Below are 20,776 nucleotides of genomic sequence, written 5' to 3'. Positions count from 1 at the left end.
GGGGGGCCCTCTTCCAACCCCGCCAGCACGAACCAGACGCACCGGGGCCAAAAAGCAACTTCAAAACGACAGACAGATCAAATTATGTTCAGCTTTGGTCAATATGCTTGTGTAATCCTGTACCTTGTTTATCCCTGAGGAAACGAGCGTACAAAAAGGCAGGCTTCCATGACATCCGAGACCCCGTTTCAGGGCGCGATCCCCGTGGATGCGGCGCCAAGGCCTGCTGCAAGCTGGGTGAAGATCCTTGCGCAATACCGCGAACCCAATGCCGCACGATCGCTTTTTGAAATAGCGGTCAGCCTGATTCCCTTTCTGGCGATCTGGGCCGTGGCCTGGTGGTTGCTGTCGGTCAGCTATCTGGCAGCCTTTGCGCTGGCCTGTGTCAATGGCTTGTTTCTGGTCCGCATTTTCTGCATCCAGCATGATTGCGGCCATGGATCGTTTTTCGCAAACCGCACCGCCAGTGACTGGATTGGGCGCGCGCTTGGGGTGCTCACCCTGACACCCTATGATGTCTGGCGGCGGTCCCATTCCATTCATCACGCAAGCTCCGGTAATCTGGACAAACGCGGGATGGGGGACGTGGTGACGCTGACGGTCGCGGAATACCGCAGCCGCGACTGGTTCGGGCGTCTGAGGTATCGCGCCTATCGGCACCCGTTCGTATTGTTCGTTCTGGGGCCGGCATATCTTTTTTATCTCGAAAACCGCCTGCCTTTCGGTTTGATGGGGGATGGTTGGCGCATCTGGGCCAGTTCCATCGGCACAAACGTCGGCGTGGCGGTTACCGTCGGATTGATCCTTTACTTTGGCGGGTTGATGCCGGTGCTGCTGGTCTTTGTGCCTACAACCCTGATCGCCGCCTCGCTGGGCGTCTGGCTCTTTTACGTCCAGCACCAGTTTGAAGAGACACATTGGGACCAACCCGAAGATTGGGCATTGCACGAGGCCGCCTTGCATGGGTCTTCGCATTACGTCATGCCGCGCGTGCTGCAATGGTTCACCGCCAATATCGGCATTCACCACGTGCATCATCTTTACAGCCGCATCCCGTTCTACCGGCTGACCGAAGTGCTCCGTGATCATGCGGAGCTGGCGCAGGCGCAGCGGCTCAGCATCGGCGAGAGCCTTGCCTGCGCGCGGCTGCACCTTTGGGACGAAAAACAGCGCCGTCTGCTGTCATTCCGTCAGATGCGCGCAGCCTACGGCGCGATCTGATCTTCACGAGGGTGTAACCCTATCGTAATCGGCAGAGAGTGGATTCGAATCCCTATCGAGGCTACGAGTTGATATCCTTGGGCCTAAGACCCAATAGTCACGGGTTTTATCCATGAAGCCATCCGTTTGCCTGATCTGGAGCGCCGCCGCGCTGCTATGGCCTGCCCTCCGCCGCAGAGTCCGCTGATGAAGCAAAGATGGATTCTGCTGGTACTTTTTTACCTGGGCCTGATGGGGCTGGGGTGGCTGATCAGTGGATTTGTCTCTCAAGCCATCGACATGAAGGCGGCCGCAGGTCAGGGCGGTAATATGATGTGGATGATGATGACGGTCTGCATGATCTACATGTTTGCCTCCGCCATCCCCTTCGTGCCGGGCGCTGAAATCGGGTTGGCGTTGATTGCGGTTTTCGGCGCGCGCGTGGCTTTGCTGGTCTATGTCTGCATGATCTGCGCGTTGAGCTTGTCATATCTGTTAGGCCGGCTGGTGCCAGCGGCATGGTTGTCGCGCGCCTTCAACTCGCTGAGGTTTCACAAGGCGGCCGCGCTTGTCGAGGAAATGAGGACCGCGGCACCGGGTGTGCTTGAGGCCCAACTGCGGGCACAGGTCAAAAATCGGGTGTTGCTGGCGTTGCTCGGCTATCGCTACATTGCGCTGGCCGTTGCCTTGAATGTCCCCGGCAACACGGTTGTGGGCGGTGGTGGCGGGCTGGCCTTGCTGGCGGGCATGAGCCGCCTTTTCAGCCCGCTGTGGTTCATCCTGACCCTTTTGATCGCGGTCGCCCCAATCCCGCTCACGGTTTTCATGATGGGCTACCAGCCCTAGGGTTTGCGGCGGGGCCGGGCGTTGGGGCCCTTGCCTGCTTGCTTGCCACGCTTGTGCGGCGGCACAAACCGTTTGGAGGTGTCGGCAGCCCGCTTTTTCGACGCGCTGTTGTCGCGTTTCTTATCCGCCTTACCGCCGTCGCGATCACTGCCGTGCCCTGCGTTCTCGGCATCGCGCGCGCTGCGTTCCGCTTTGGCGACCTGCCGGTTTTCCTTGGTCCAGACCGGTTTGGCACGTGCCGCGCGGGGGGCCTCTGAAGGCGCGCCGGATTTTGCCTTGGGTTTGGCAGCCGGCTTCATCGGCGAGCGGTCGGTCTTATGTGACTTTGGCGGCTTCTTGCCCTTGGGCGCGGCGGCGGGCTTATGCGGCTTGGGAGCCGCCTCGGCACGCGGCTTTTCGCGCGGTGCCGGTGAACGGGGTTTTGCATCCGCATCCAGCGGGTCATAGGATGGCTTCTCGCGCCGGGGTTTTTTGAAATCAGCCTTGTCCCGATGCGGTTTGCGGTCGGGTTTAGGGCCGCGTTCCAGATCCGGTGCGGCCTCCAGGCGGGTCAGTTTTGCCCCATCCTCCAGCACCATGTCGGCCCCAACGGCTGCCACGAAGGCATCCGCGCGGCTGGCCAGAACCTCGACAAAGCTATGGCTTTGCTGCACGCGGATCGCGCCCACGTCATCCTTGGTCAGGTTGCCACGCTTGCAGACCATCGGCAGCAAGACGCGCGGTTCTGCACCGTCCTTGCGGCCCAGCGAGACCGAAAACCAGATCGACGGACCAAAGCTTTTGCGCGGGCGGTCGTCCTTGGCGGCAGGATCAGAAAGCTCTTCGGGCGCGGATTTGCGGGCGCGCGCGATATTGACAAAGGCGGCGGCCAGCTGGTCGGGGGAAAACTGCGATACCAGTCGCGCGACAAGGTCTTGTGCATCTTCGGGGATCGGGTCTGTCCATGACGGATCGGCAAAAAGGCGTGCTTCATCTTCGGCCATGACGTCAGCGGCGGAGGGCGGTTCGGCCCATTCCACCTTCAGCTTGGCCCAGCCGATCAGACGGTTGGCCTTTGAGCGCAGTTTCGGCGGCACGATCAGGGCGGAGACACCTTTGCGCCCCGCCCGACCCGTCCGCCCCGAGCGGTGCAGCAATGTGTCCGAATTCGACGGCAGATCCGCGTGGATCACCAGTTCCAGATTGGGCAGATCAATCCCGCGCGCCGCTACATCCGTGGCCACACAGACCCGCGCGCGCCCGTCCCGCAGCGCCTGCAACGCATTGGTGCGTTCCGATTGGGTCAATTCACCCGACAGGGCGACTACGGAGAAATTGCGGTTCGTCAGGCGCGAGGTCATACGTGCGACGGCGGCGCGTGTGTTGCAGAAAACAATGGCGTTTTTCGCCTCGTAAAACCGCAGCACGTTGATGATCGCGTTGTCGATGTCGCGCGGATGGGTGTTCAGGGCGCGATACTCAATATCAGCATGCTGGCGCGCTTCACCAGCGGTGGAAATCCGCTGCGCATCCCTTTGGTAGCTTTGCGCCAGCTTGGCGATGGCCGCCGGAACGGTTGCGGAGAAGAGCAGCGTGCGGCGCGCCTCGGGGGCCTCGGAGAGGATGAATTCCAATTCCTCGCGAAAGCCCAGATCGAGCATCTCGTCGGCTTCGTCCAGCACCACGGCGCGGATCGCGGAAAGGTCGATGTTGCCGCGTTTGATGTGGTCGCAGAGCCGCCCGGGTGTGGCCACAACCACATGGGCGCCCCGTTCCAGCGCGCGCCGTTCCGTGCGACTGTCCATGCCGCCGACGCAGGAGGTCACAACCGCGCCCGCCAGCCCGTAAAGCCACGACAATTCACGGCTGACCTGCATCGCCAATTCGCGCGTGGGCGCAATGATCAGCCCCAAAGGTGCGCTGGCCGGGCCGAAATGGGTGCCCTCGCCCAGCAAGGTAGGCGCGATGGCAAGGCCGAAGCCTACGGTTTTGCCGGAGCCGGTCTGCGCGGATACCAGCAAATCGGCCTCCGTCAGTGCCGGGTCGGTGACGGCCTCCTGCACGGGGGTGAGCGTGTCATAGCCCTGCTGGGCCAGCGCATCGGAAAGGGTCTGGATCACGGGATGGGTCCTGTTTCTCTGAGGCAGCGTCCTGCTGCAGGGCCATATCTGCGGCCCGGTTGCGCGGTCGTTATGCCTTTGTGGCCGAAGAGTCGATGGCAATATGTGCAACGCTGCCCGGTACCAGATGCAATGCTGCAAAAAACCTCTTTGAATTGAGGATGTTGTCACAGAACCTACACGATCCGCGTGAATAGAAGACCCGCATGCAATCGTGACGATTGCCAATCGATGGATTCATATGCACAGTTGGTGTCAGAGTCTGAATTGGGAGATCATAAAAATGAAAATGAAACATATGTTGTCGGCATCGGCGATGTCGATGGTCATGGCCGCCCCCGCAATGGCGCAAACGGAAATCGAATTCTGGCACGCGTTTACCGGTCGGCTGGGCGAACTGGTTGCAGAACAGGTTACGACGTTTAACGCCTCGCAATCCGATTACCTTGTCACCGCGACACACAAGGGCAACTATTCCGAGACGCTGAATGCCGGGATTGCGGCGTTTCGTGCAGGCGAACAGCCCGACATCCTGATGGTGTTTGAAGTGGGTACGGCCACGATGATGTCCGCCGCAGGCGCGATCAAGCCGGTCTATGAGGTCATGGCGGAAGCCGGAGCCGATTTCAATTCCGACGCCTATATCGGATCGGTCAAAGGGTATTATACGTCGAATGATGGCGAGATGCTGTCGTTGCCTTTCAACTCCTCGACGCCGGTGCTCTGGGTCAACCGCGACGCATTGACCGAAGCAGGCATTGATCCGAATGTGGATATGTCCACATGGGAGCAGGTCGGCGAGGTACTGGACCAGCTTAAGGCGGCGGGCAGTTCATGCCCGATGACAACGGCCTGGCAAAGCTGGATCCATCTGGAAAACTTCTCCGCCTATCACGACACGCCTTTTGCGACCAAAGCCAATGGGTTTGAGGGTGTGGACACCAAGCTGGCGCTGAACAGCCCCGCACAGGTGGCGCATGTTTCGGCGATGGGGCAATGGGCGCAGGACGGCAAGTTCATCTATGCCGGGCGTCGTAACGAGGGCGGTGCCAATTTCCGCGCTGGTGAATGTGCGCTCTTTACCGAAAGTTCTGCCGGTTACGCGGGCATCAAGGCCGAGGCCCAGTTCGATTTCGAAGTGCGTCCGCTGCCCTACTGGAAAGCCCTGTCCGACGAACCGCAGAACACCATCATCGGGGGCGCGTCCCTTTGGGTGATGGAAGGTCAGACGGATGAGGAATACAAGGGCGTTGCGGCGTTCCTGAACTTCCTCAGCTCACCGGAAATTCAGGCCAAATGGCATCAGGACACCGGCTATCTGCCGATTACCACAGCGGCGGCTGAACTGACCAAGGAACAAGGGTTCTACGAGGCCAACCCCGGGACGGATGTGGCGGTGATGCAGATGACGGCCAAAGCGCCAACATCGAATTCCAAAGGTCTGCGTCTGGGGTCGTTCGACCAGATCCGCGGCATCATCGACGAAGAGCTGGAAGCCGTCTGGTCCGGTGACAAGGACGCGCAATCCGCGCTGGACAGTGCGGCGGCCCGTGGCGACGAATTGCTGCGCCGCTTCGAGCAAGCCAACCGCTAAAAGACCCGCGCGCGCCGGAAAACCTCGGCGCGCGCGACCTGACACATGGAAAAGCGCGTTACCTTCAAAGGGCTCTGGTTGCCGCTTCTGCTGGTTCTGCCGCAGATCGTGATCACGGCCGTTTTCTTCTTCTACCCCGCCGGGCAGGCGATCTGGCAGTCGCTGTTCATTCCGGACCCCTTTGGTCTGTCGATGCAATATGTGGGGCTGGGGAATTTCGAATACCTGCTGGGCAATTCCTACTACCGCGCGTCTTTCGTGACGACGGCGGTGTTTTCGATCCTCGTGACCGTGGTGTCCATGGGCATCGCACTTTATCTGGCGGTGCTGGCGGACAGGCTGATCAAGGGATCGGGCGTCTACCGCACGCTGCTGATCTGGCCCTATGCGGTGGCCCCTGCCGTGGCCGGGGTCTTGTGGCTCTTCATGTTCAACACCCGCGTGGGCGTGGTGACCTGGTATCTGGGCGTGCTGGGGTACGACTGGAACCATGTGCTCAATGGTGAAGAGGCCATGGGGCTGGTGGTTGTCGCCTCTGCATGGGGCCGCATCAGCTACAACTTCCTCTTCTTTCTCGCCGGTCTGCAATCGATCCCGAAATCTGTGATCGAGGCCGCCGCCATTGATGGCGCGCGTTTCTGGACGCGGTTCCGCACGATCGTCTTTCCGCTGTTGTCGCCCACGACCTTCTTTTTGCTGGTGGTCAACATCGTCTATGCTTTCTTTGAAACCTTCGGGGTCATTCACACGATCACGTCGGGCGGTCCGCAGCAATCCACCACCATCCTTGTCTACAAGGTGTTCTCGGACGGTTTCGTGGGGCAGGATCTTGGGTCTTCCGCCGCGCAATCGGTCATCCTGCTGGTGATCGTCGGGCTGCTGACCATCGTGCAGTTCAAATACATCGAACGACGGGTGCATTACTGATGGCGGAACGCACGGGCATGGTCGAAAAACGCGGCGCGGGGCTCTGGCTGACCCATCTGGGCCTGTGCATCGGGCTGCTCTTTATCTTCTTCCCGATCTGGCTGGCCTTTGTCGCCTCCACCGTTTCGCAACCCGAGATCACGCAGCCGCCGATGCCGCTGCTGCCGGGAGATCAGTTTTTCGAAAACTACCGCAAGGCCTTGCTGGCAGGGGTTAATGCGCCCGTGGCCTGGATGATGCTGAACTCGCTGTTCATGGCGATGGGCATTGCCATCGGCAAGATCATCATCTCGCTGCTCTCGGCCTTCGCCATTGTTTACTTCCGCTTTCCCGGGCGAAAGACCTTCTTCTGGCTGATCTTTCTGACCCTGATGCTGCCCGTCGAAGTGCGGATCGTGCCGACCTATGAGGTGGTGGCCAGCTTCGGCATGCTCAACAGCTATTCGGGCCTGATCTTCCCGCTGATCGCCTCGGCCACGGCGACATTCCTGTTCCGGCAGTTCTTCATGACCGTGCCGGATGAGTTGGCCGAAGCCGCGCGGGTGGATGGTGCGGGACCAATGCGGTTTTTCCGCGATATCCTGCTGCCCATGAGCCGCACCAATATCGCGGCGCTCTTCGTGATCCTCTTTATTTATGGTTGGAACCAATACCTCTGGCCGCTGCTGATCACCACGGACCCTTCGATGAACACCATCGTCATGGGCATCAAGCAGATGTTCCCGTCGGGTGACGATATTGCGGATTGGCCGGTGATCATGGCCACGTCGATCTTGGCGATGATCCCGCCGGTGATTGTGGTTGTGGGCATGCAGCGCCTGTTCATCCGCGGACTTGTAGACAGCGAGAAATAACACATGGCGACAGTCAGCCTTGAGGCGATAAAGAAATCCTTCGGCTCCACGGATGTGATCCACGGTGTGGACATCGACATCAAAGATGGCGAATTCATCGTGATTGTCGGGCCTTCGGGGTGCGGGAAATCCACCTTGCTGCGCATGGTGGCCGGGCTGGAGACGGTGACATCCGGCGAGGTGCGCATTGACGGCACCCGGGTCAATGACCTTGAGCCGATGGACCGCGACATCGCCATGGTGTTCCAGAACTATGCGCTTTATCCGCATATGTCCGTTTTCGACAACATGGCCTACGGTCTGAAAATCGCCGGTACGCCCAAATCGGAGATTGTCGAACGGGTGGATGTGGCGGCCAAGCTGTTGCAGTTGGAGCCTTACCTCAAACGTCGCCCGCGGGAGCTTTCGGGCGGTCAGCGGCAACGGGTTGCGATGGGGCGGGCGATTGTGCGCAAACCGTCGGTCTTTCTTTTTGACGAGCCGCTTTCCAACCTTGATGCCAAGCTGCGGGTGCAGATGCGGCTGGAGATCAAGCAGTTGCAGAAACGTCTGGGCGTCACATCGCTCTATGTCACCCATGATCAGGTGGAGGCGATGACGCTGGCGGACCGGATGATCGTCATGAACGGCGGGGTTGCCGATCAGATCGGCGCGCCTTTGGAGGTCTATGCGAACCCGGCAACGGAGTTTGTCGCGGGTTTCATCGGATCGCCGCCCACGAATTTCCTCAAAACCGATCTGGCCTCTGTCGCAACGCCGGGGGCATCGACGCTTGGTGTGCGTCCGGAGCATCTGCGTTTGACGACGGACCCTGCGCCCATGTCCGGCACCGTGCTCTATTCCGAAGCGCTGGGGGCGGAAACACTGGTCCATCTGAAGCTTGTAGATGAAACGCTGGTCACAGTGCGCCAGAACGCGACCGATCCGCTGCCCGACGAAGGAAAAACCGTCGGCCTGCTTTGGGATGCGCGCGACCAGATGCTGTTTGACGCGCAGGGCCGCCGCTGCGCCAGTGATGCCGCGTAGGAGACGAAATCGTCAGCGCCCCATACCGTTTCGGCTGATCCTGTCGAGGTCTGCTAAGAGCGATGCGCGCAAGATCGTTAAAAGTCGAAGATTACGCTTCGGGTAACCTATCCCCTCTATGGTCGCGTCGTTGAGTCGAAGGCGCGTGCATGCAAATTGCGGATTTCTTGAAGGATTATGTGTCGCGGACACAGGATGCCATTGCGATTGCCTATCGCGAGGCAGATGCGCCTGAGGCCAAGCTGGTGTTCATTAATGCGTCTTACACGCGTCTTTTTGGGTATGAAGCGGACGAGGTCGTCGGTGGCCCCGCGCGTATCGCCCATGATCCAGAAACCTGGCAGGCGTACAATGAGCGCGTGGTGTCAAAATTCCGCGCCGGAGAGACACAGATCAGCTCGGAATTGGGATGCGTCCGGGCAGATGGGTCGACGTTCTGGGCAAGTATCGTTGTCTTTCTGATTGAAGATACCGGCAATGACGGGTTTTACACCTGCGCGACTTTTCGCGACATTTCTGATCTGAAAGCGCGCGAGGCAGCGGCCGCCAAAGCGCTTGAGGATCGTGACCGCCTGTTGGCTGAGCAAGAGCGGATGTATCAGGAACTTCTGGCAACCCAGACCCGCATGTTCTCGGCGCTGAATGCCTATCCTGACCCCTTCGTGATCTACGACAACGACATGCGGCTGGTGATCAACAATACCGCCTATCAAAAATCCATGTCCACGAACCCGAATGCGATCAAGCCCGGCATGCATATTCGCGATGTGCTGATCGAAGCGATGGACTGTGGGTTGATGCCTGTTCCAGAAGGCGGGCGCGACGCCTTTCTGGAAGATTTGCTCAGTACAGCGCGCATTGCCCGCGACACCGAAGACGTCGAGATGGCCGGTGACACGCACCATCGAATACTACGCAGCAGGGCCGAGAATGGCGATTGGGTGCTGATCCGGATGGATATCACCGAGCTTGTTCGCCAGCGCCGCAGTGCTGAGGAACTGCAAGAGCGCCTGCTCGCCGCGATAGGCGCCTACCCCGCACCCTTCTGCATTTTTGACAGCAATTCCCAGCTTGTGGCCTGGAATGAAAGCTATGCCTCCTTTCTGACCGATGATGCCAAGGAGATTTACCGAGGCATGACCCTTAGGGCGGCCTTGCAGGTCGGCATGAAGAATAAGCGATACGTCGCGGCGTTTGGGCGTGAAGAACCTTGGCTCGAAGAGATGCTGGCATCCAATGAGAATGCCAATCCCGTAGAAGATATTGAGCTGGCCGGAGATATTCACCATCGGGTGATGCGGTCACGGTCGAAAAACGGGGATCTGGTCATCCTGCGGCTGGATACCACGGAACTCGTGCGCCAGCGCCGGGCACTTCAGCAAACACAGGAACGCCTGATCTCCGCAATCAACGCGTTTCCGGATCCGTTTGCAATCTATGATCATACGTTACGATTGTTGACATGGAATCCTGCCTTTACAGCCTCGCTCACCGACGACCCCGCTGAAATTTTCGTTGGTATGACTGCCAAGGAAGCCATGCAGCTGGGTGTCCAAAACGGCAAAATTACCGTGGCCGAGGGCGAGGAGACAGAAATGCTGGAAGAATATGTATCTTCCAAACATATGAAGATTGGTATCGAAGAAGTTGAATTTGGTGATGACGAGCATTTCCGGATCATTGTGTCCCGATCCGAAAGAGGCGAATTGCTGGTTCTGCGGCTGAACATGACAGAATCGGTCCGCCAGCGCCGGACCCTTGAGCAATATGCCAACAAGCTGGAAGCTGCCAATCACGAGATTACCCATAAAGCCTTTCATGATCAGTTGACCGGTTTGGGAAATCGGCGCTACCTGTCTGAAAAATTTGAAGAACTATCGCGCCGAAGGATGTCTGACGGGGGCGAGCTTGCCGCGCTGCACATCGACCTGGACCGGTTCAAACAGATCAACGACACGATTGGACATGCCGCCGGCGATCATGTTCTGGTTGATGTCGCAAATCGGATTCGATCGAATGTGCGTACCAACGATGTGATTGCCCGCATCGGCGGCGATGAGTTCGTCATTTTGCTCTGGCTGCCCAGCGGCTCGGCGCGGTCAGAACAACTGGCACAATCCTTGTTGGTCGACCTTAGCAGACCCTCGATGTTCGAAGGCCGTGAATGCCGATTTGGTGCCTCCATTGGGATTGCCCAGACGCCGCTCGCAGATGAAGCGGATTTGCTGACCAATTCCGATGTTGCACTTTATAAAGCCAAACGCGCTGGCCGCGGCCAGATCGGTATTTTTGACCGTACGGATATCGAGGAGATGCGCCATACCAAGAAACTGGCAGACGATATCATGCGGGCTCTGGAGGAGAGAGAATTCCTGCCGTTCTATCAGCCTCAGGTCGATGCAAAAACCGGCATGGTGGTGGGTATTGAGGCGCTCGCGCGTTGGCGGCATCCCGAAAACGGGATTATGACCCCCGACAAGTTCCTGTCCGTCGCCACGGATTTGAATGTCGTTGCGGATATTGACCGGATGATCTTTGAGAAGGCCATCAATGAATGTGAACGGTCGTTCGAGGATTTTGACCAGAAGCCAAGCCTGTCGTTCAATGTCAGTGCAAACCGAATCCAGTTCGAAGAGATCAAGCAGATCGGCAGTATTGCCAGCGCCTACTCCGGGCATGTGGCCTTTGAACTGCTGGAGACGATCTTTCTGGAAGAGGAAAGCGATGCCTTCCTGTTGCAGTTGGACCAATTGCGCGAAATGGGGATTTCGCTTGAGGTGGACGATTTTGGCAGCGGGCGAGCGTCGGTGGTGGCGCTGCAACGTATCGCCCCTGATCAGCTGAAGATCGACCAGCGCCTGGTGTCCCCCATTGAAGAGGGGAACAATGCAGCGCGACTGGTGCAATCCATCATCGAAATCGGGCATGCGTTGGACATCGGGGTCACGGCCGAGGGCGTAGAGACGGAGGATCAGGCGCGTATTCTTGCAAACCTGGGTGCGGAACGCTTGCAGGGCTATTATTTCTCCAAACCTTTGTGCCTTGATGACCTGTTGTCCTATCTTGCCCGGAATCGGGCGGTGTTGCGCGTGGTCTGAGGATGGGCCGTGCGACGTAACATCGGTGGGGACGATCCGAGGTACTGAAAGAACACGCCCTTTTCTGAAACGAAGCCATCAAACCGGCTCGGTCTTGGAGAGGCATAAGTCAGCACATTGGTTCGCCAGCTAACTGTCTGGCGACATGCCGTCGCGCACTCTTTAACCTTCATCAGCAAGGAAACTATTTCTTGACTCTTTCAGTCAGATAATAGAGTCACAGGTCAGCAGCCAGGATCACCCCAGCGCACTCATTCAATTGAAACGCCTCAGGAAAGTGATCAGGATATGCGACATTCATCCATCCGCGCCACGCTCTTCGCCCTTGCTGTTGTTGCGGCAACGGCTCCCGCTGCCCTTGCCGATCCCATGACGGTTACAGATATCGCAGGCCGCGAAATCACCCTGCCGGCCGCCCCCGAAAGGATCATTCTGGGCGAAGGCCGGATGATGTATGCCATTGCGCCGCTGGCCACCGATGATCCCTTCGAACATGTTGTCGGATGGAAGGACGATCTGATCCTCTATGACCCTGACGCCTTTCGGAAATTTGAGGCAGCGTTCCCCGAAGATACAGCGCGCATGGTCAATTTCGGCAACCCCTATGCGGGTGATTTCAGCATCGAAGCGGTCATCGAAAACAAGGCTGATTTGCTGATCCTGGATTTGGGAAATCTTTTCAAGGCAGAAGAAACCGGCCTGATCGAGAAGCTGGACGAAGCAGGTGTGCCGGTGGTCTTCATCGACTTCCGGCGGGACCCAACGGCGAATGCGATCCCTTCGATGCTGTTACTGGGTCGCCTTCTCGAAGAAGAGGCCCGTGCCGCTGAATTCATTGATTTCTACGTGTCGGAAATGCGCAAAGTGACGAATGTTGTGCAGACCCTGCCGGTCGATGAAAAGCCGCTGGTCTTTATGGAAAACGCTGCGGGCTGGAATCCGCAGTTCTGCTGTTCGACCTTTGGCAGCTACAACTATGGCCGGTTTATCGAATTGGCCGGCGGCCGCAACTATGGGTCCGAGAAGTTCTCCGGCTACAGTTCGGAGGTCAGCCTGGAAGGTCTGATTGCGGCCAATCCGGACGTTTTGCTGGGTACCGGCGCCAATTGGGCAGAAGCCCGGCCCGAAGTGTCAGCAACGCTTCTGGGCTATGATGCGGATCCGGCAGATAATGCCAACCGCCTTCAGGCCCTCGCAGATCGTGTGGGATTCAAGGATTTGCGGGCTGTTCAGGACGGGCGCATGCATTCGATCTATCACCAGTTCTACAACAGCCCTTACCATTTCATTGCCATCCAGCAGATTGCAAAATGGCTGCATCCTGATGACTTTTCCGATCTTGATCCGACCGCGACCCTGGCCACGTTGCACAGCCGCTTCATGCCCTTCGCGATGGATGGCCAGTTCTGGGTCAGCCTGCCGGAGTAACCTGTTCAAACGGCCGGGTTTTAACACCCGGCCAATGCACAACGCGTGAAGGATGTTCTTTATGACCATGCCAACAGCGGCGCGGGACGAGGTCGTGGCGGGCCTCGTCGACACCTATCGTCACCGCAGCTTCCGGCGCTTGCTTTTGTTACTGGGGGCCCTTGCCCTGCTTGGGGTGATGGTGCTCGTGGACATAATGACCGGGCCCGCGCGCCTGTCCTTTTTGCAGGTGGTGTCTGTCATTCTCGATCCCGCAGGGGCCACGGCCCAGCACAAGGTTATCGTGTGGGACCTGCGCCTTCCAATCGCGCTGATGGCGGTCTGTGTTGGCGCCATGCTCGGCGCGGCAGGGGCCGAAATGCAGACGATCCTGAACAACCCTCTGGCGGATCCGTTCACGCTGGGCCTGTCGTCCGCGGCAAGTTTCGGGGCCGCTTTGGCGATCGTGCTGCAGTGGTCATTGATCCCGGGCCTTGGTGTGTTCTTCGTCACCGGAAATGCCTTTGTCATGGCGTTATTCACGTCACTGGCGCTTTACGGTTTCACGCGATTGCGCGGCGTGACACCCGAAGCGATGATCCTCGTCGGCATCGCGATGTTGTTCACCTTCAACGCTTTGCTGGCCTTGCTGCAATACGGTGCTTCCGAATTGCAGCTGGCGCAGATCATCTTCTGGCAGCTCGGGTCGCTGGCGCGTGCGAGTTGGGGCAAGGTGCTGACATGTGTGATCGTGCTGGTGGTGGTACTGCCCTATTTCATGTCACGATCCTGGGCTTTGACGGCCCTGCGGATGGGGGAGGAGAAAGCCGCCAGCCTCGGGGTCAATGTGTCCTTCCTGCGTCTCTCCGTTCTGGCGGGTGTGTCTCTGCTGGCCGCCGTTGCAGTCTCTTTCGTTGGCGCCGTGGCCTTCGTGGGTCTGGTCGGTCCGCATATCGCCCGGATCATCGTGGGCGAAGATCAACGCGGGTTCCTGCCGTTCTCCGCACTGGCGGGTGCGTTGATCATGTCAGCCACATCCATTGCCTCAAAGGCGATCACACCGGGCGTGATCTACCCCATTGGCATGATCACTTCGCTGATCGGCATCCCGTTTTTCATCAGCCTGATCCTGTCCCAACGTCAAAGGCATTGGCAATGAGTCTGACCGCACATGGGCTTCGCGTTTCCTTCGGTGCAAGAACGGTGTTGAGTGATACCGGTTTCGACATGCTCCGGGCCGGCCAGCTGACGGCCCTGATCGGCCCCAACGCAGCCGGGAAATCAACGCTCTTCCGCGCCATTGCAGGTCTGGTCAGAACGGATGCCGGTGGCGTTCATCTGGATGGGCGCGACCTGTCTGAGCTCTCTCTTCAGAAGCGTCTGAAACACATCTGTTTCATGCCCCAGTTTTTCACCGCCAATGCCGCGCTCTCGGTCTTTGATGTGGTCCTCATGGCGCAAAAGCAACTCGCGGGCTGGCGCGTTTCTCAAAACGATATGACGGCTGTCGCCCGGGCTCTGAACGATGCCGGGATTGGTCATCTGGCAAATGCCAACATCGGCGAATTGTCCGGTGGACAGTCGCAAATGGTATCGGTTTGTCAGGCCCTGATCCGCCGCTCTGACGTGTATCTCTTTGACGAGCCGACAAGTGCGCTCGACTTGCGGCATCAGCTGGATGTCATGGGGCGCATCAAAGAAGCGATGGTGGCGCGAAATGCAATCGGCGTCGTTGCGCTGCATGACCTCAATCTGGCAGCGCGGTTTGCGGATCATATTCTGCTGATCGGGTCAGGGGAGGTATTGGCCCAGGGCACGCCCGACAAGGTGCTGTCTGATCCGCTGATTGCCCAGAGCTACGATGTCACAATTCAAACCGGGCTTGGACCCCGGGAGGAGCTGAATGTTCACGCCTATGCCGATTAGAATATTTCGGAATGCCGCCCTTGCTCTGATGGTCGCGTCACTGCCCCTGAGCGTCGCCGCGGAAGAATTCGAGGTGCTGATGCTGAATGCGGCCCCGGATAATGCCCAGCATACGAATGTTTTTGCGCCCGCCATCCTGCGGATCAGCTCCGGGGATACGGTGACCTTCGTCCCCACCGATACCGGCCATAACACCGCGTCAAAGCGCGGTATGATCCCGGAAGGGGCTGAGCCCTGGAACAGCCCCGTGGACGTTAGACACAGCGAGACACTCACCGCCCCGGGCGTCTACGGATACCTTTGCCTGCCGCACTATGAAATGGGTATGGTCGGTCTGATCATTGTTGATGACGCCGCGCCGAATCTGGAGAGTGCCGAAAAGATACGCCACCCAGGTGCCGCAAGAGCGGCCTTTCGGGACCTGTTTGACCAACTGGCCAATTGAGCGCGCGCTCAAGGCGCTGTGCCCTCTGCCAGGTCGGCAACGGGCTGTCATATTACGGCAGGAAAGGATTGGTGGAGCCTAGCGGGATCGAACCGCTGACCTCCTGCATGCCATGCAGGCGCTCTCCCAGCTGAGCTAAGGCCCCGTTTTCGGAGTGTTTCCGAAGGGAAGGATCATTAAATCCAGTGCGCCGCTGAATAGGCGCAACGCGGGGCGGGATCAAGAGAAAAAAGCAGACCCGCCACGCGAATTGATAAAATCAGCTGTCGTCGTCGTTTGTGGCAACATCTGCGATTTCTTCCAGTGGAACGTTATCGCTGTCGTCTTCGTCGTCATCAAGGATGTCATCACCCAGATCGACATCGACATCTGAATCGTCGTCGTCCAGCACAACATCTTCTTCTTCGGTTTTGGCCTTGGCTTTTGCAGATGCCGCATCCTCGGCATCCGCAGCGATCATGCGGGATTTGCTGAGGTCGATCTCGACCACTTCACCGGTGTACGGGCTGACGATCGGGTCTTTGTTCAGATCGTAGAAACGTTTGCCGGTCGTGGGGCAGAGGCGCTTCGTTCCCCATTCTTCCTTGGGCATGAAAAACCCCCTTTGCAATTTCGGTTCAGGTGTAGATGATTCCGGCCAAGTGCCATATGAGACGGGGGCTGTAAAGGCCTGCCGCGCGCAAGGTGATCATTGAGAGCCCGATATGTCTGACAAGTTTTTGCCCGGTGAGCCGCCGATCCCGCTGATCCTGCGCCGTTCCGCGCGGGCGCGCCGAATTTCATTGCGCATTTCGCAGCTGGACGGGCGCGTGACCCTCACCTTGCCGAAACGGGTGCCGGAGCGCGAGGCGCTGGCGTTTGCGGGCGAAAAAGAAGGGTGGATTCGCAAACATCTGGCCGCGCGGGGTGAAGATGTCACCGTCGGGATCGGGTCTGTTTTGCCGATTGGAGGCATGATGCATGAAGTCGTGCGCGGACAGGGGCGGCAAATTGGATTCGAAGACGGGCGGGTCGCGGTTCCTGGCGCCCCGGAACGGGCAGGGCGACGCCTGGTGGGACATCTCAAGACATTGGCACGGGCGCGTCTTGCTGAGGCGTCTGATCATTATGCCGCGAGGCTGGGAAGGCCCTACAGCGCGATCAAGCTGCGCGACACGCGATCGCGTTGGGGGTCGTGCACGTCCGAGGGTAATCTGATGTATTCTTGGCGTCTGATTCTGGCGCCGCCGCCGGTACTGGATTATGTCGTCGCCCATGAAGTTGCCCATTTGGCGGAGATGAATCACTCACCTGCGTTTTGGGATCAGGTCACCCGGATTTATGGCGATTATAAGGAGCAGAGACGCTGGTTGCGAAAGCAGGGCGGTGATCTGCACAGGTATCGCTTTGATGGCTGAGGCTGCTCTGCTCTTGACCACGGGTCTATTTGTGATCACAAAACTACATGATCCTGAACCCACGCCCCGCTGACGCCACACCAGTTGCCCATGATCGCGTCTATCGCGCGCTACGCAGCCGCATCATGCAAGGGGACCTGCCGCCCGGCGAAGCAATGACCTTGCGTGGCATCGGTCGCGACTACGAGGTATCCATGACGCCCGCGCGTGAAGCGGTGCGTCGTCTGGTTGCCGAAGGCGCCTTGACCATGTCCTCCTCGGGACGTGTTGCGACGCCTGAGTTGAGCAATGAGCGGATCGAGGAACTGGCCGCGTTGCGGGCGTTGATCGAGGTGGAATTGGCCAGCCGGGCACTGCCGCGCGCGCACATGGCGCTGATCGAGAGGCTCCAGACCATCAATGTTGCCGTCTCTGAGGCGGTCGCGCATCGGGATGCGGTCAGCTACATCAGGACCAATCTTGAATTTCACCGGACGCTTTATTTGCGTGCGCAGGCGCCTGCGATGCTCGCGATGGCGGAAACGGTCTGGTTGCAAATGGGGCCTACGATGCGCGCACTCTACGGGCGTTTGCGTCAAACCGAACCGCCTCAATTCCACCGTCTGATTATCGCGGCGCTGCGTGCGGGAGATGAGCCAGGACTGCGGCTCGCGGTTCGTTCGGACGTGACGCAAGGCCTCAGAATGTTGGCAAGCTGATCAATTTACGCAACGTGCGGGCTTGAAAAATTCTACCATATGTAGAATTTTAACAAAATTCGGCCCTGCTGGAGCCATAGTTTTTCGTTCGAATAGGGGTGCGAATACTGGGCTGCGGGGTTTCGTATATACTTGTAAGAAATTGAAATGAAACAAAGTAATGAGAAATTTTCGGGTGTTGTCCGATGTTTGCGGGTCGAAGACCTCCCGCGTATTCAACAAATGGTCGGGAAATTGGCTGAACATCATGGCGATGTTGCGACCGTAACCCTTGAAGAACTGGCGCGTGATGTTCTGGGTGCGTCTCCCTGGGTTCGAATTCTGGTTGCTGAGCTTTCTGGGGATGTCGTTGGCTATGCCGCACTCTGCCCCATGGCTCAGATGCAATTTGGCGCACGCGGGATGGACCTGCAGCACCTGTTTGTCGAGGAGCATGCGCGCAGGCTGGGTGCTGGCCGGGCATTGATCAAGGCCAGCCAGACGCGCGCGCGCGCTGAAGGGTGCAAATACCTGTCTGTCGGGACGCATCCGGACAATGTCATGGTGCATGGCATTTACCCTGCGATGGGGTTCGACCCGCTCGATCCCCCCGGCCCGAGATTTCGCATCAATCTGAGCGAGACAGCCGCTTAGGCTGCAAGGCCTTTCGACCCGATATCAAGAAACTTGGTGCGCCGGTCCTGGATCAGTTCAGAGGGGTCCTTGCCGCCCAGATCGGCCAGCATATCCTGGATCGTCCTGCCCACCGCTTCAATGGCCTGAGGGGCGTTGCGGTGCGCGCCGCCCATGGGTTCGGAAATAATCCGGTCGATCACACCCAATTGCTTGAGATCCTGTGCTGTGAGGCGCAGGGCTTCGGCCGCTTCGCGCATTTTTTCCGCATCTTTCCATAGAATCGAGGCGCACCCCTCCGGGCTGATCACGGAATAAACAGAATGCTCCAGCATCGCGACCCGGTTGGCCGTCGCAAATGCCACCGCGCCGCCAGAGCCGCCTTCGCCAATCACGACCGCGACCAGCGGAACGCCGATTTGCAGACATTTTTCGGTCGCACGCGCAATCGCCTCGGACTGTCCACGCTCTTCGGCACCCTTGCCGGGGTAGGCGCCGGGTGTGTCTACCAGCGTGATGACCGGCAGACCAAAGCGGTGCGCGATGTCCATCAAGCGGATGGCCTTGCGATACCCTTCGGGCCGGGCCATGCCAAAGTTGCGCTCGATACGCGATTTGGTGTCTGTACCTTTTTCATGTCCAATGACCATGACCGGCTTGTCGTTGAACCGCGCAAGCCCCCCCATGACCGCGTGATCATCGGCAAAATTGCGGTCCCCTGCCAGCGGCGTGTAATCAGAGAACAGAGCGTCGATGTAGTGCTGACAGTGCGGGCGTTCCGGGTGACGCGCCACCTGGCATTTCCGCCAGGGTGTCAGCGATTTGTAAAGCTCTTCGAGCATCGCGCCCGCTTTTACGTCCAAAGCAGCGGCTTCTTCGGTCACGTCCATCTCTTCATTGGCACGGGCCAGCGCGCGCAACTCTTCCGCTTTGCCCTCGATTTCAGCCAGCGGTTTCTCGAAATCCATGTATTGGGTCATGACGGACCTTTGTGTAATTGCCTTGCCTTATATGGCGGGCAATCAAAGGCAATGCAACGCCTCTCAGAACGGCTTCAGGACCGGGTAGAGTGATAAAATCAGCAGGGCGGCCATGACCCGGTTGAAAATTTGCAGCCGTGTCCGGTTGGTCAGAACCCGTGCCATTTGCTGCCCCAAAACCGTCCAGAAAGTGATTGACGGCAGGTTCACACAGCCAAAGACCGCCGCCACAAGTGCAAATGCGGTGAGTGTCTGGCCGGGCGCATAGACGGAGAGCGCCGTGAGCGCCATTGCCCATGCTTTGGGGTTGACCCATTGAAAGGCCGCCGCCTGCGCGAAGGTCAAAGGTCTGGCCTTGTCCGATGACCTGTCAAGCGGTGCCGCGGTCGCGATTCTCCAGGCCAGATAGGCGAGGTAGAGCACAGAGACGACCTTCAGAATGGTATAGCTGATTGGCAGGCGCTCGAATATCTGGGCCAAACCTGCGCCCACCAGAACGATCATCAGCGCGAACCCGACCGAAATGCCCAGCATATGTGGGATGGAGCGGGTAAACCCATAATTTGCGCCGGATGCCATGAGCATGAGGTTATTGGGTCCGGGGGTGGCTGAACTGACAAAGGCGAAAACGATCAGGGAGGAGAGGATGTCAAAGGTCATACCCGCAATTATTCAGAGGTTGCGGCGAGTGAAATTGCGTTTCCTTGAGAATTGCACGATACTACGCAATATATGTCGAAGATTGACCAAATATCCGACTATATATTGCGCGAGTTGAAGCGCGACGGGCGCATCAGCAATCTGGCGCTGGCTGAACGTGTGGGTCTGTCTCCGTCCGCGTGTCTGCGCCGCGTTCAGGAACTGGAGCGCAGCGGTGTGATCAAGGGCTATCGCGTGGTGTTGGACCCGGCCTCACTGGGCATCGGTTTCGTGGCCTATATTACGGTCGGCCTCGGGGATCACTCCAAGGCGTCACAGGAGGCGTTCGAGCGCGCCATATCCCGCGCACCGGAGGTGGTGGAATGTCATAATGTCACCGGCGCGACCGAATATCTGTTGCGCGTGGAATGTGCCGATTTACCCAGCTACAAGAGCTTTCACACCGACAAACTGGGGGCTTTGCCGCAGGTTAATGCCATCACGTCTTATGTGGTCATGGGCTCGCCGAAAGACGAACGCGCCTGAGCGCGGCTATTGGGTGGCGGCGGCTGCGATGGCGCTGAATTTATTGTCCAGCTGGTCCGACAGATCCTTAAGCGCGTCGCCCCCTTCATCGAGATAAGGCGCAAAAACGCTGCCGGGCGTTTTGTAGGATAGGGTTGCGGTGCCGTCAGCTTCCTCGGTCACATAGAAACGGATGGGCGCTTCGATCATCGCGGCGGTGGAGGTTGCCAGAACTTTGACCGCGAAATCATTGTTGAACACGCCGATCACCCGGTTTTCAGGGATAGTGATGCCACGGTTGCGCGCAGCACCCGTGGGTCCGGCCTGAGTGACCACGCCCATTTTGTTAGCTTTGACGGCTTTTTTCAGATCGGCCAGCAACGCGGCATGTGTCTTGCCGGTTTGCAGGATCACCCAGCCGTCGCGCGGGGCGATGGACTGGGCCTGTGCCGTGACGGCCCAGAAGATGACCAGTAGGGCGGTGACAAGGCGTTGCATATTGA

General features: G+C 58.6%; 20 protein-coding genes and 1 tRNA gene. 15 read left to right on the top strand and 6 right to left on the bottom strand.

What is annotated here, in order from left to right; translation table 11 throughout:
• Positions 1-168: 168 nt before the first annotated feature.
• Both ACOTTU_RS14260 and ACOTTU_RS14255 read left to right on the top strand, forming a co-directional pair.
• Complete coding sequence (locus tag ACOTTU_RS14260) at positions 169-1,221, top strand: fatty acid desaturase (RefSeq protein WP_425658954.1); 1,053 nt, start codon at positions 169-171, stop codon at positions 1,219-1,221.
• Between the two features lie 186 nt (positions 1,222-1,407).
• Positions 1,408-2,046 carry a hypothetical protein gene (locus ACOTTU_RS14255; RefSeq protein WP_425658950.1) on the top strand — a complete coding sequence of 213 codons (639 nt, stop codon included), beginning with the start codon at positions 1,408-1,410 and terminating at the stop codon, positions 2,044-2,046.
• Here ACOTTU_RS14255 and ACOTTU_RS14250 read toward each other — a convergent pair.
• On the bottom strand, positions 2,043-4,145 hold the full coding sequence (locus tag ACOTTU_RS14250; protein ID WP_425658948.1) for a DEAD/DEAH box helicase: 2,103 nt from the start codon (positions 4,143-4,145) through the stop codon (positions 2,043-2,045). The two genes, ACOTTU_RS14255 and ACOTTU_RS14250, sit on opposite strands and share 4 nt — an antisense overlap.
• Before the next feature lie 283 nt (positions 4,146-4,428).
• Here ACOTTU_RS14250 and ugpB point away from each other — a divergent pair, with 283 nt between their 5' ends.
• From ugpB to ACOTTU_RS14205, 9 genes are all read left to right on the top strand, one after another.
• Positions 4,429-5,739 carry a sn-glycerol-3-phosphate ABC transporter substrate-binding protein UgpB gene (ugpB, locus tag ACOTTU_RS14245; RefSeq protein WP_425658947.1) on the top strand — a complete coding sequence of 437 codons (1,311 nt, stop codon included), beginning with the start codon at positions 4,429-4,431 and terminating at the stop codon, positions 5,737-5,739.
• A 45-nt stretch (positions 5,740-5,784) separates the two neighbouring features.
• Positions 5,785-6,666 (top strand): sn-glycerol-3-phosphate ABC transporter permease UgpA, encoded by an 882-nt coding sequence (gene ugpA, locus ACOTTU_RS14240; protein WP_298920171.1) that lies wholly within the window; start codon positions 5,785-5,787, stop codon positions 6,664-6,666.
• Positions 6,667-6,683: 17 nt separating this feature from the next.
• A complete protein-coding gene (ugpE, locus tag ACOTTU_RS14235; RefSeq protein WP_298920541.1) occupies positions 6,684-7,520 on the top strand; it encodes a sn-glycerol-3-phosphate ABC transporter permease UgpE in 837 nt (278 codons plus the stop codon).
• A 3-nt stretch (positions 7,521-7,523) separates the two neighbouring features.
• Positions 7,524-8,546: a sn-glycerol-3-phosphate ABC transporter ATP-binding protein UgpC gene (gene ugpC, locus ACOTTU_RS14230; RefSeq protein ID WP_425658945.1), complete on the top strand. Its 1,023-nt coding sequence runs from the start codon at positions 7,524-7,526 to the stop codon at positions 8,544-8,546.
• 149 nt (positions 8,547-8,695) lie between these two features.
• Positions 8,696-11,644 carry a sensor domain-containing protein gene (locus tag ACOTTU_RS14225; protein WP_425658943.1) on the top strand — a complete coding sequence of 983 codons (2,949 nt, stop codon included), beginning with the start codon at positions 8,696-8,698 and terminating at the stop codon, positions 11,642-11,644.
• Positions 11,645-11,932: 288 nt separating this feature from the next.
• Positions 11,933-13,072 (top strand): ABC transporter substrate-binding protein, encoded by a 1,140-nt coding sequence (locus tag ACOTTU_RS14220; protein WP_425658941.1) that lies wholly within the window; start codon positions 11,933-11,935, stop codon positions 13,070-13,072.
• Positions 13,073-13,133: 61 nt separating this feature from the next.
• Positions 13,134-14,210: a FecCD family ABC transporter permease gene (locus ACOTTU_RS14215; RefSeq protein WP_425658939.1), complete on the top strand. Its 1,077-nt coding sequence runs from the start codon at positions 13,134-13,136 to the stop codon at positions 14,208-14,210.
• A complete protein-coding gene (locus ACOTTU_RS14210) occupies positions 14,207-14,977 on the top strand; it encodes an ABC transporter ATP-binding protein (RefSeq protein WP_425658937.1) in 771 nt (256 codons plus the stop codon). The genes ACOTTU_RS14215 and ACOTTU_RS14210 overlap by 4 nt, the downstream gene beginning before the upstream one ends.
• Positions 14,955-15,422, top strand: a complete 468-nt coding sequence (locus ACOTTU_RS14205; protein ID WP_425658935.1) for a pseudoazurin — start codon at positions 14,955-14,957, stop codon at positions 15,420-15,422. The genes ACOTTU_RS14210 and ACOTTU_RS14205 overlap by 23 nt, the downstream gene beginning before the upstream one ends.
• A 69-nt stretch (positions 15,423-15,491) precedes the next feature.
• Here the strand turns inward: ACOTTU_RS14205 and ACOTTU_RS14200 are convergent.
• Both ACOTTU_RS14200 and ACOTTU_RS14195 read right to left on the bottom strand, forming a co-directional pair.
• A tRNA-Ala gene (locus ACOTTU_RS14200) sits at positions 15,492-15,567 on the bottom strand.
• 114 nt (positions 15,568-15,681) lie between these two features.
• The gene (locus ACOTTU_RS14195; RefSeq protein WP_298920188.1) at positions 15,682-16,014 is read right to left on the bottom strand and encodes a TIGR02300 family protein; all 333 of its coding nucleotides are present in this window, start codon (positions 16,012-16,014) and stop codon (positions 15,682-15,684) included.
• Positions 16,015-16,126: 112 nt separating this feature from the next.
• On the opposite strand from ACOTTU_RS14195, the gene ACOTTU_RS14190 reads away from it, so the two are divergent.
• The 3 genes from ACOTTU_RS14190 to ACOTTU_RS14180 all read left to right on the top strand — a co-directional run bounded on the left by ACOTTU_RS14190 (position 16,127) and on the right by ACOTTU_RS14180 (position 18,150).
• Positions 16,127-16,819, top strand: coding sequence for a M48 family metallopeptidase (locus tag ACOTTU_RS14190; RefSeq protein ID WP_425658934.1), 693 nt, complete (start codon positions 16,127-16,129; stop codon positions 16,817-16,819).
• A gap of 47 nt (positions 16,820-16,866) precedes the next feature.
• Positions 16,867-17,517 (top strand): GntR family transcriptional regulator, encoded by a 651-nt coding sequence (locus tag ACOTTU_RS14185; RefSeq protein WP_298920192.1) that lies wholly within the window; start codon positions 16,867-16,869, stop codon positions 17,515-17,517.
• A gap of 147 nt (positions 17,518-17,664) precedes the next feature.
• Positions 17,665-18,150, top strand: a complete 486-nt coding sequence (locus tag ACOTTU_RS14180) for a GNAT family N-acetyltransferase (RefSeq protein WP_425658932.1) — start codon at positions 17,665-17,667, stop codon at positions 18,148-18,150.
• Here the strand turns inward: ACOTTU_RS14180 and ACOTTU_RS14175 are convergent.
• On the bottom strand, positions 18,147-19,109 hold the full coding sequence (locus ACOTTU_RS14175) for an acetyl-CoA carboxylase carboxyltransferase subunit alpha (protein ID WP_425658930.1): 963 nt from the start codon (positions 19,107-19,109) through the stop codon (positions 18,147-18,149). The two genes, ACOTTU_RS14180 and ACOTTU_RS14175, sit on opposite strands and share 4 nt — an antisense overlap.
• Positions 19,110-19,172: 63 nt before the next feature.
• Entirely contained in the window at positions 19,173-19,769 is a 597-nt protein-coding gene (locus tag ACOTTU_RS14170) for a LysE family translocator (RefSeq protein ID WP_425658928.1), read from the bottom strand.
• A gap of 72 nt (positions 19,770-19,841) precedes the next feature.
• On the opposite strand from ACOTTU_RS14170, the gene ACOTTU_RS14165 reads away from it, so the two are divergent.
• Positions 19,842-20,294: an Lrp/AsnC family transcriptional regulator gene (locus tag ACOTTU_RS14165; protein WP_425658927.1), complete on the top strand. Its 453-nt coding sequence runs from the start codon at positions 19,842-19,844 to the stop codon at positions 20,292-20,294.
• Between the two features lie 6 nt (positions 20,295-20,300).
• Here ACOTTU_RS14165 and ACOTTU_RS14160 read toward each other — a convergent pair whose 3' ends face one another.
• Positions 20,301-20,771, bottom strand: a complete 471-nt coding sequence (locus ACOTTU_RS14160) for a DUF302 domain-containing protein (protein ID WP_425658925.1) — start codon at positions 20,769-20,771, stop codon at positions 20,301-20,303.
• Between the last annotated feature and the right edge of the window lie 5 nt (positions 20,772-20,776).

The sequence above is a fragment of the Roseobacter sp. EG26 genome, from assembly GCF_049830555.1.
In the GTDB taxonomy this organism is placed as follows: Bacteria; Pseudomonadota; Alphaproteobacteria; order Rhodobacterales; family Rhodobacteraceae; genus Roseobacter.
The sequence above is the reverse complement of the archived record's forward strand: the minus strand, read 5'-3'. Positions and strand labels throughout refer to the sequence as shown.

Bases quoted from the DNA above. Each gene is read 5' to 3' on its own strand.
- ACOTTU_RS14260 (WP_425658954.1), top strand. From the start codon at position 169: ATGACATCCGAGACCCCGTTTCAGGGCGCGATCCCCGTGGATGCGGCG.
- ACOTTU_RS14255 (WP_425658950.1), top strand. From the start codon at position 1,408: ATGAAGCAAAGATGGATTCTGCTGGTACTTTTTTACCTGGGCCTGATG.
- ugpB (WP_425658947.1), top strand. From the start codon at position 4,429: ATGAAAATGAAACATATGTTGTCGGCATCGGCGATGTCGATGGTCATG.
- ugpA (WP_298920171.1), top strand. From the start codon at position 5,785: ATGGAAAAGCGCGTTACCTTCAAAGGGCTCTGGTTGCCGCTTCTGCTG.
- ugpE (WP_298920541.1), top strand. From the start codon at position 6,684: ATGGTCGAAAAACGCGGCGCGGGGCTCTGGCTGACCCATCTGGGCCTG.
- ugpC (WP_425658945.1), top strand. From the start codon at position 7,524: ATGGCGACAGTCAGCCTTGAGGCGATAAAGAAATCCTTCGGCTCCACG.
- ACOTTU_RS14225 (WP_425658943.1), top strand. From the start codon at position 8,696: ATGCAAATTGCGGATTTCTTGAAGGATTATGTGTCGCGGACACAGGAT.
- ACOTTU_RS14220 (WP_425658941.1), top strand. From the start codon at position 11,933: ATGCGACATTCATCCATCCGCGCCACGCTCTTCGCCCTTGCTGTTGTT.
- ACOTTU_RS14215 (WP_425658939.1), top strand. From the start codon at position 13,134: ATGACCATGCCAACAGCGGCGCGGGACGAGGTCGTGGCGGGCCTCGTC.
- ACOTTU_RS14210 (WP_425658937.1), top strand. From the start codon at position 14,207: ATGAGTCTGACCGCACATGGGCTTCGCGTTTCCTTCGGTGCAAGAACG.
- ACOTTU_RS14205 (WP_425658935.1), top strand. From the start codon at position 14,955: ATGTTCACGCCTATGCCGATTAGAATATTTCGGAATGCCGCCCTTGCT.
- ACOTTU_RS14195 (WP_298920188.1), bottom strand. From the start codon at position 16,014: ATGCCCAAGGAAGAATGGGGAACGAAGCGCCTCTGCCCCACGACCGGC.
- ACOTTU_RS14190 (WP_425658934.1), top strand. From the start codon at position 16,127: ATGTCTGACAAGTTTTTGCCCGGTGAGCCGCCGATCCCGCTGATCCTG.
- ACOTTU_RS14185 (WP_298920192.1), top strand. From the start codon at position 16,867: ATGATCCTGAACCCACGCCCCGCTGACGCCACACCAGTTGCCCATGAT.
- ACOTTU_RS14180 (WP_425658932.1), top strand. From the start codon at position 17,665: ATGAAACAAAGTAATGAGAAATTTTCGGGTGTTGTCCGATGTTTGCGG.
- ACOTTU_RS14175 (WP_425658930.1), bottom strand. From the start codon at position 19,109: ATGACCCAATACATGGATTTCGAGAAACCGCTGGCTGAAATCGAGGGC.
- ACOTTU_RS14170 (WP_425658928.1), bottom strand. From the start codon at position 19,769: ATGACCTTTGACATCCTCTCCTCCCTGATCGTTTTCGCCTTTGTCAGT.
- ACOTTU_RS14165 (WP_425658927.1), top strand. From the start codon at position 19,842: ATGTCGAAGATTGACCAAATATCCGACTATATATTGCGCGAGTTGAAG.
- ACOTTU_RS14160 (WP_425658925.1), bottom strand. From the start codon at position 20,771: ATGCAACGCCTTGTCACCGCCCTACTGGTCATCTTCTGGGCCGTCACG.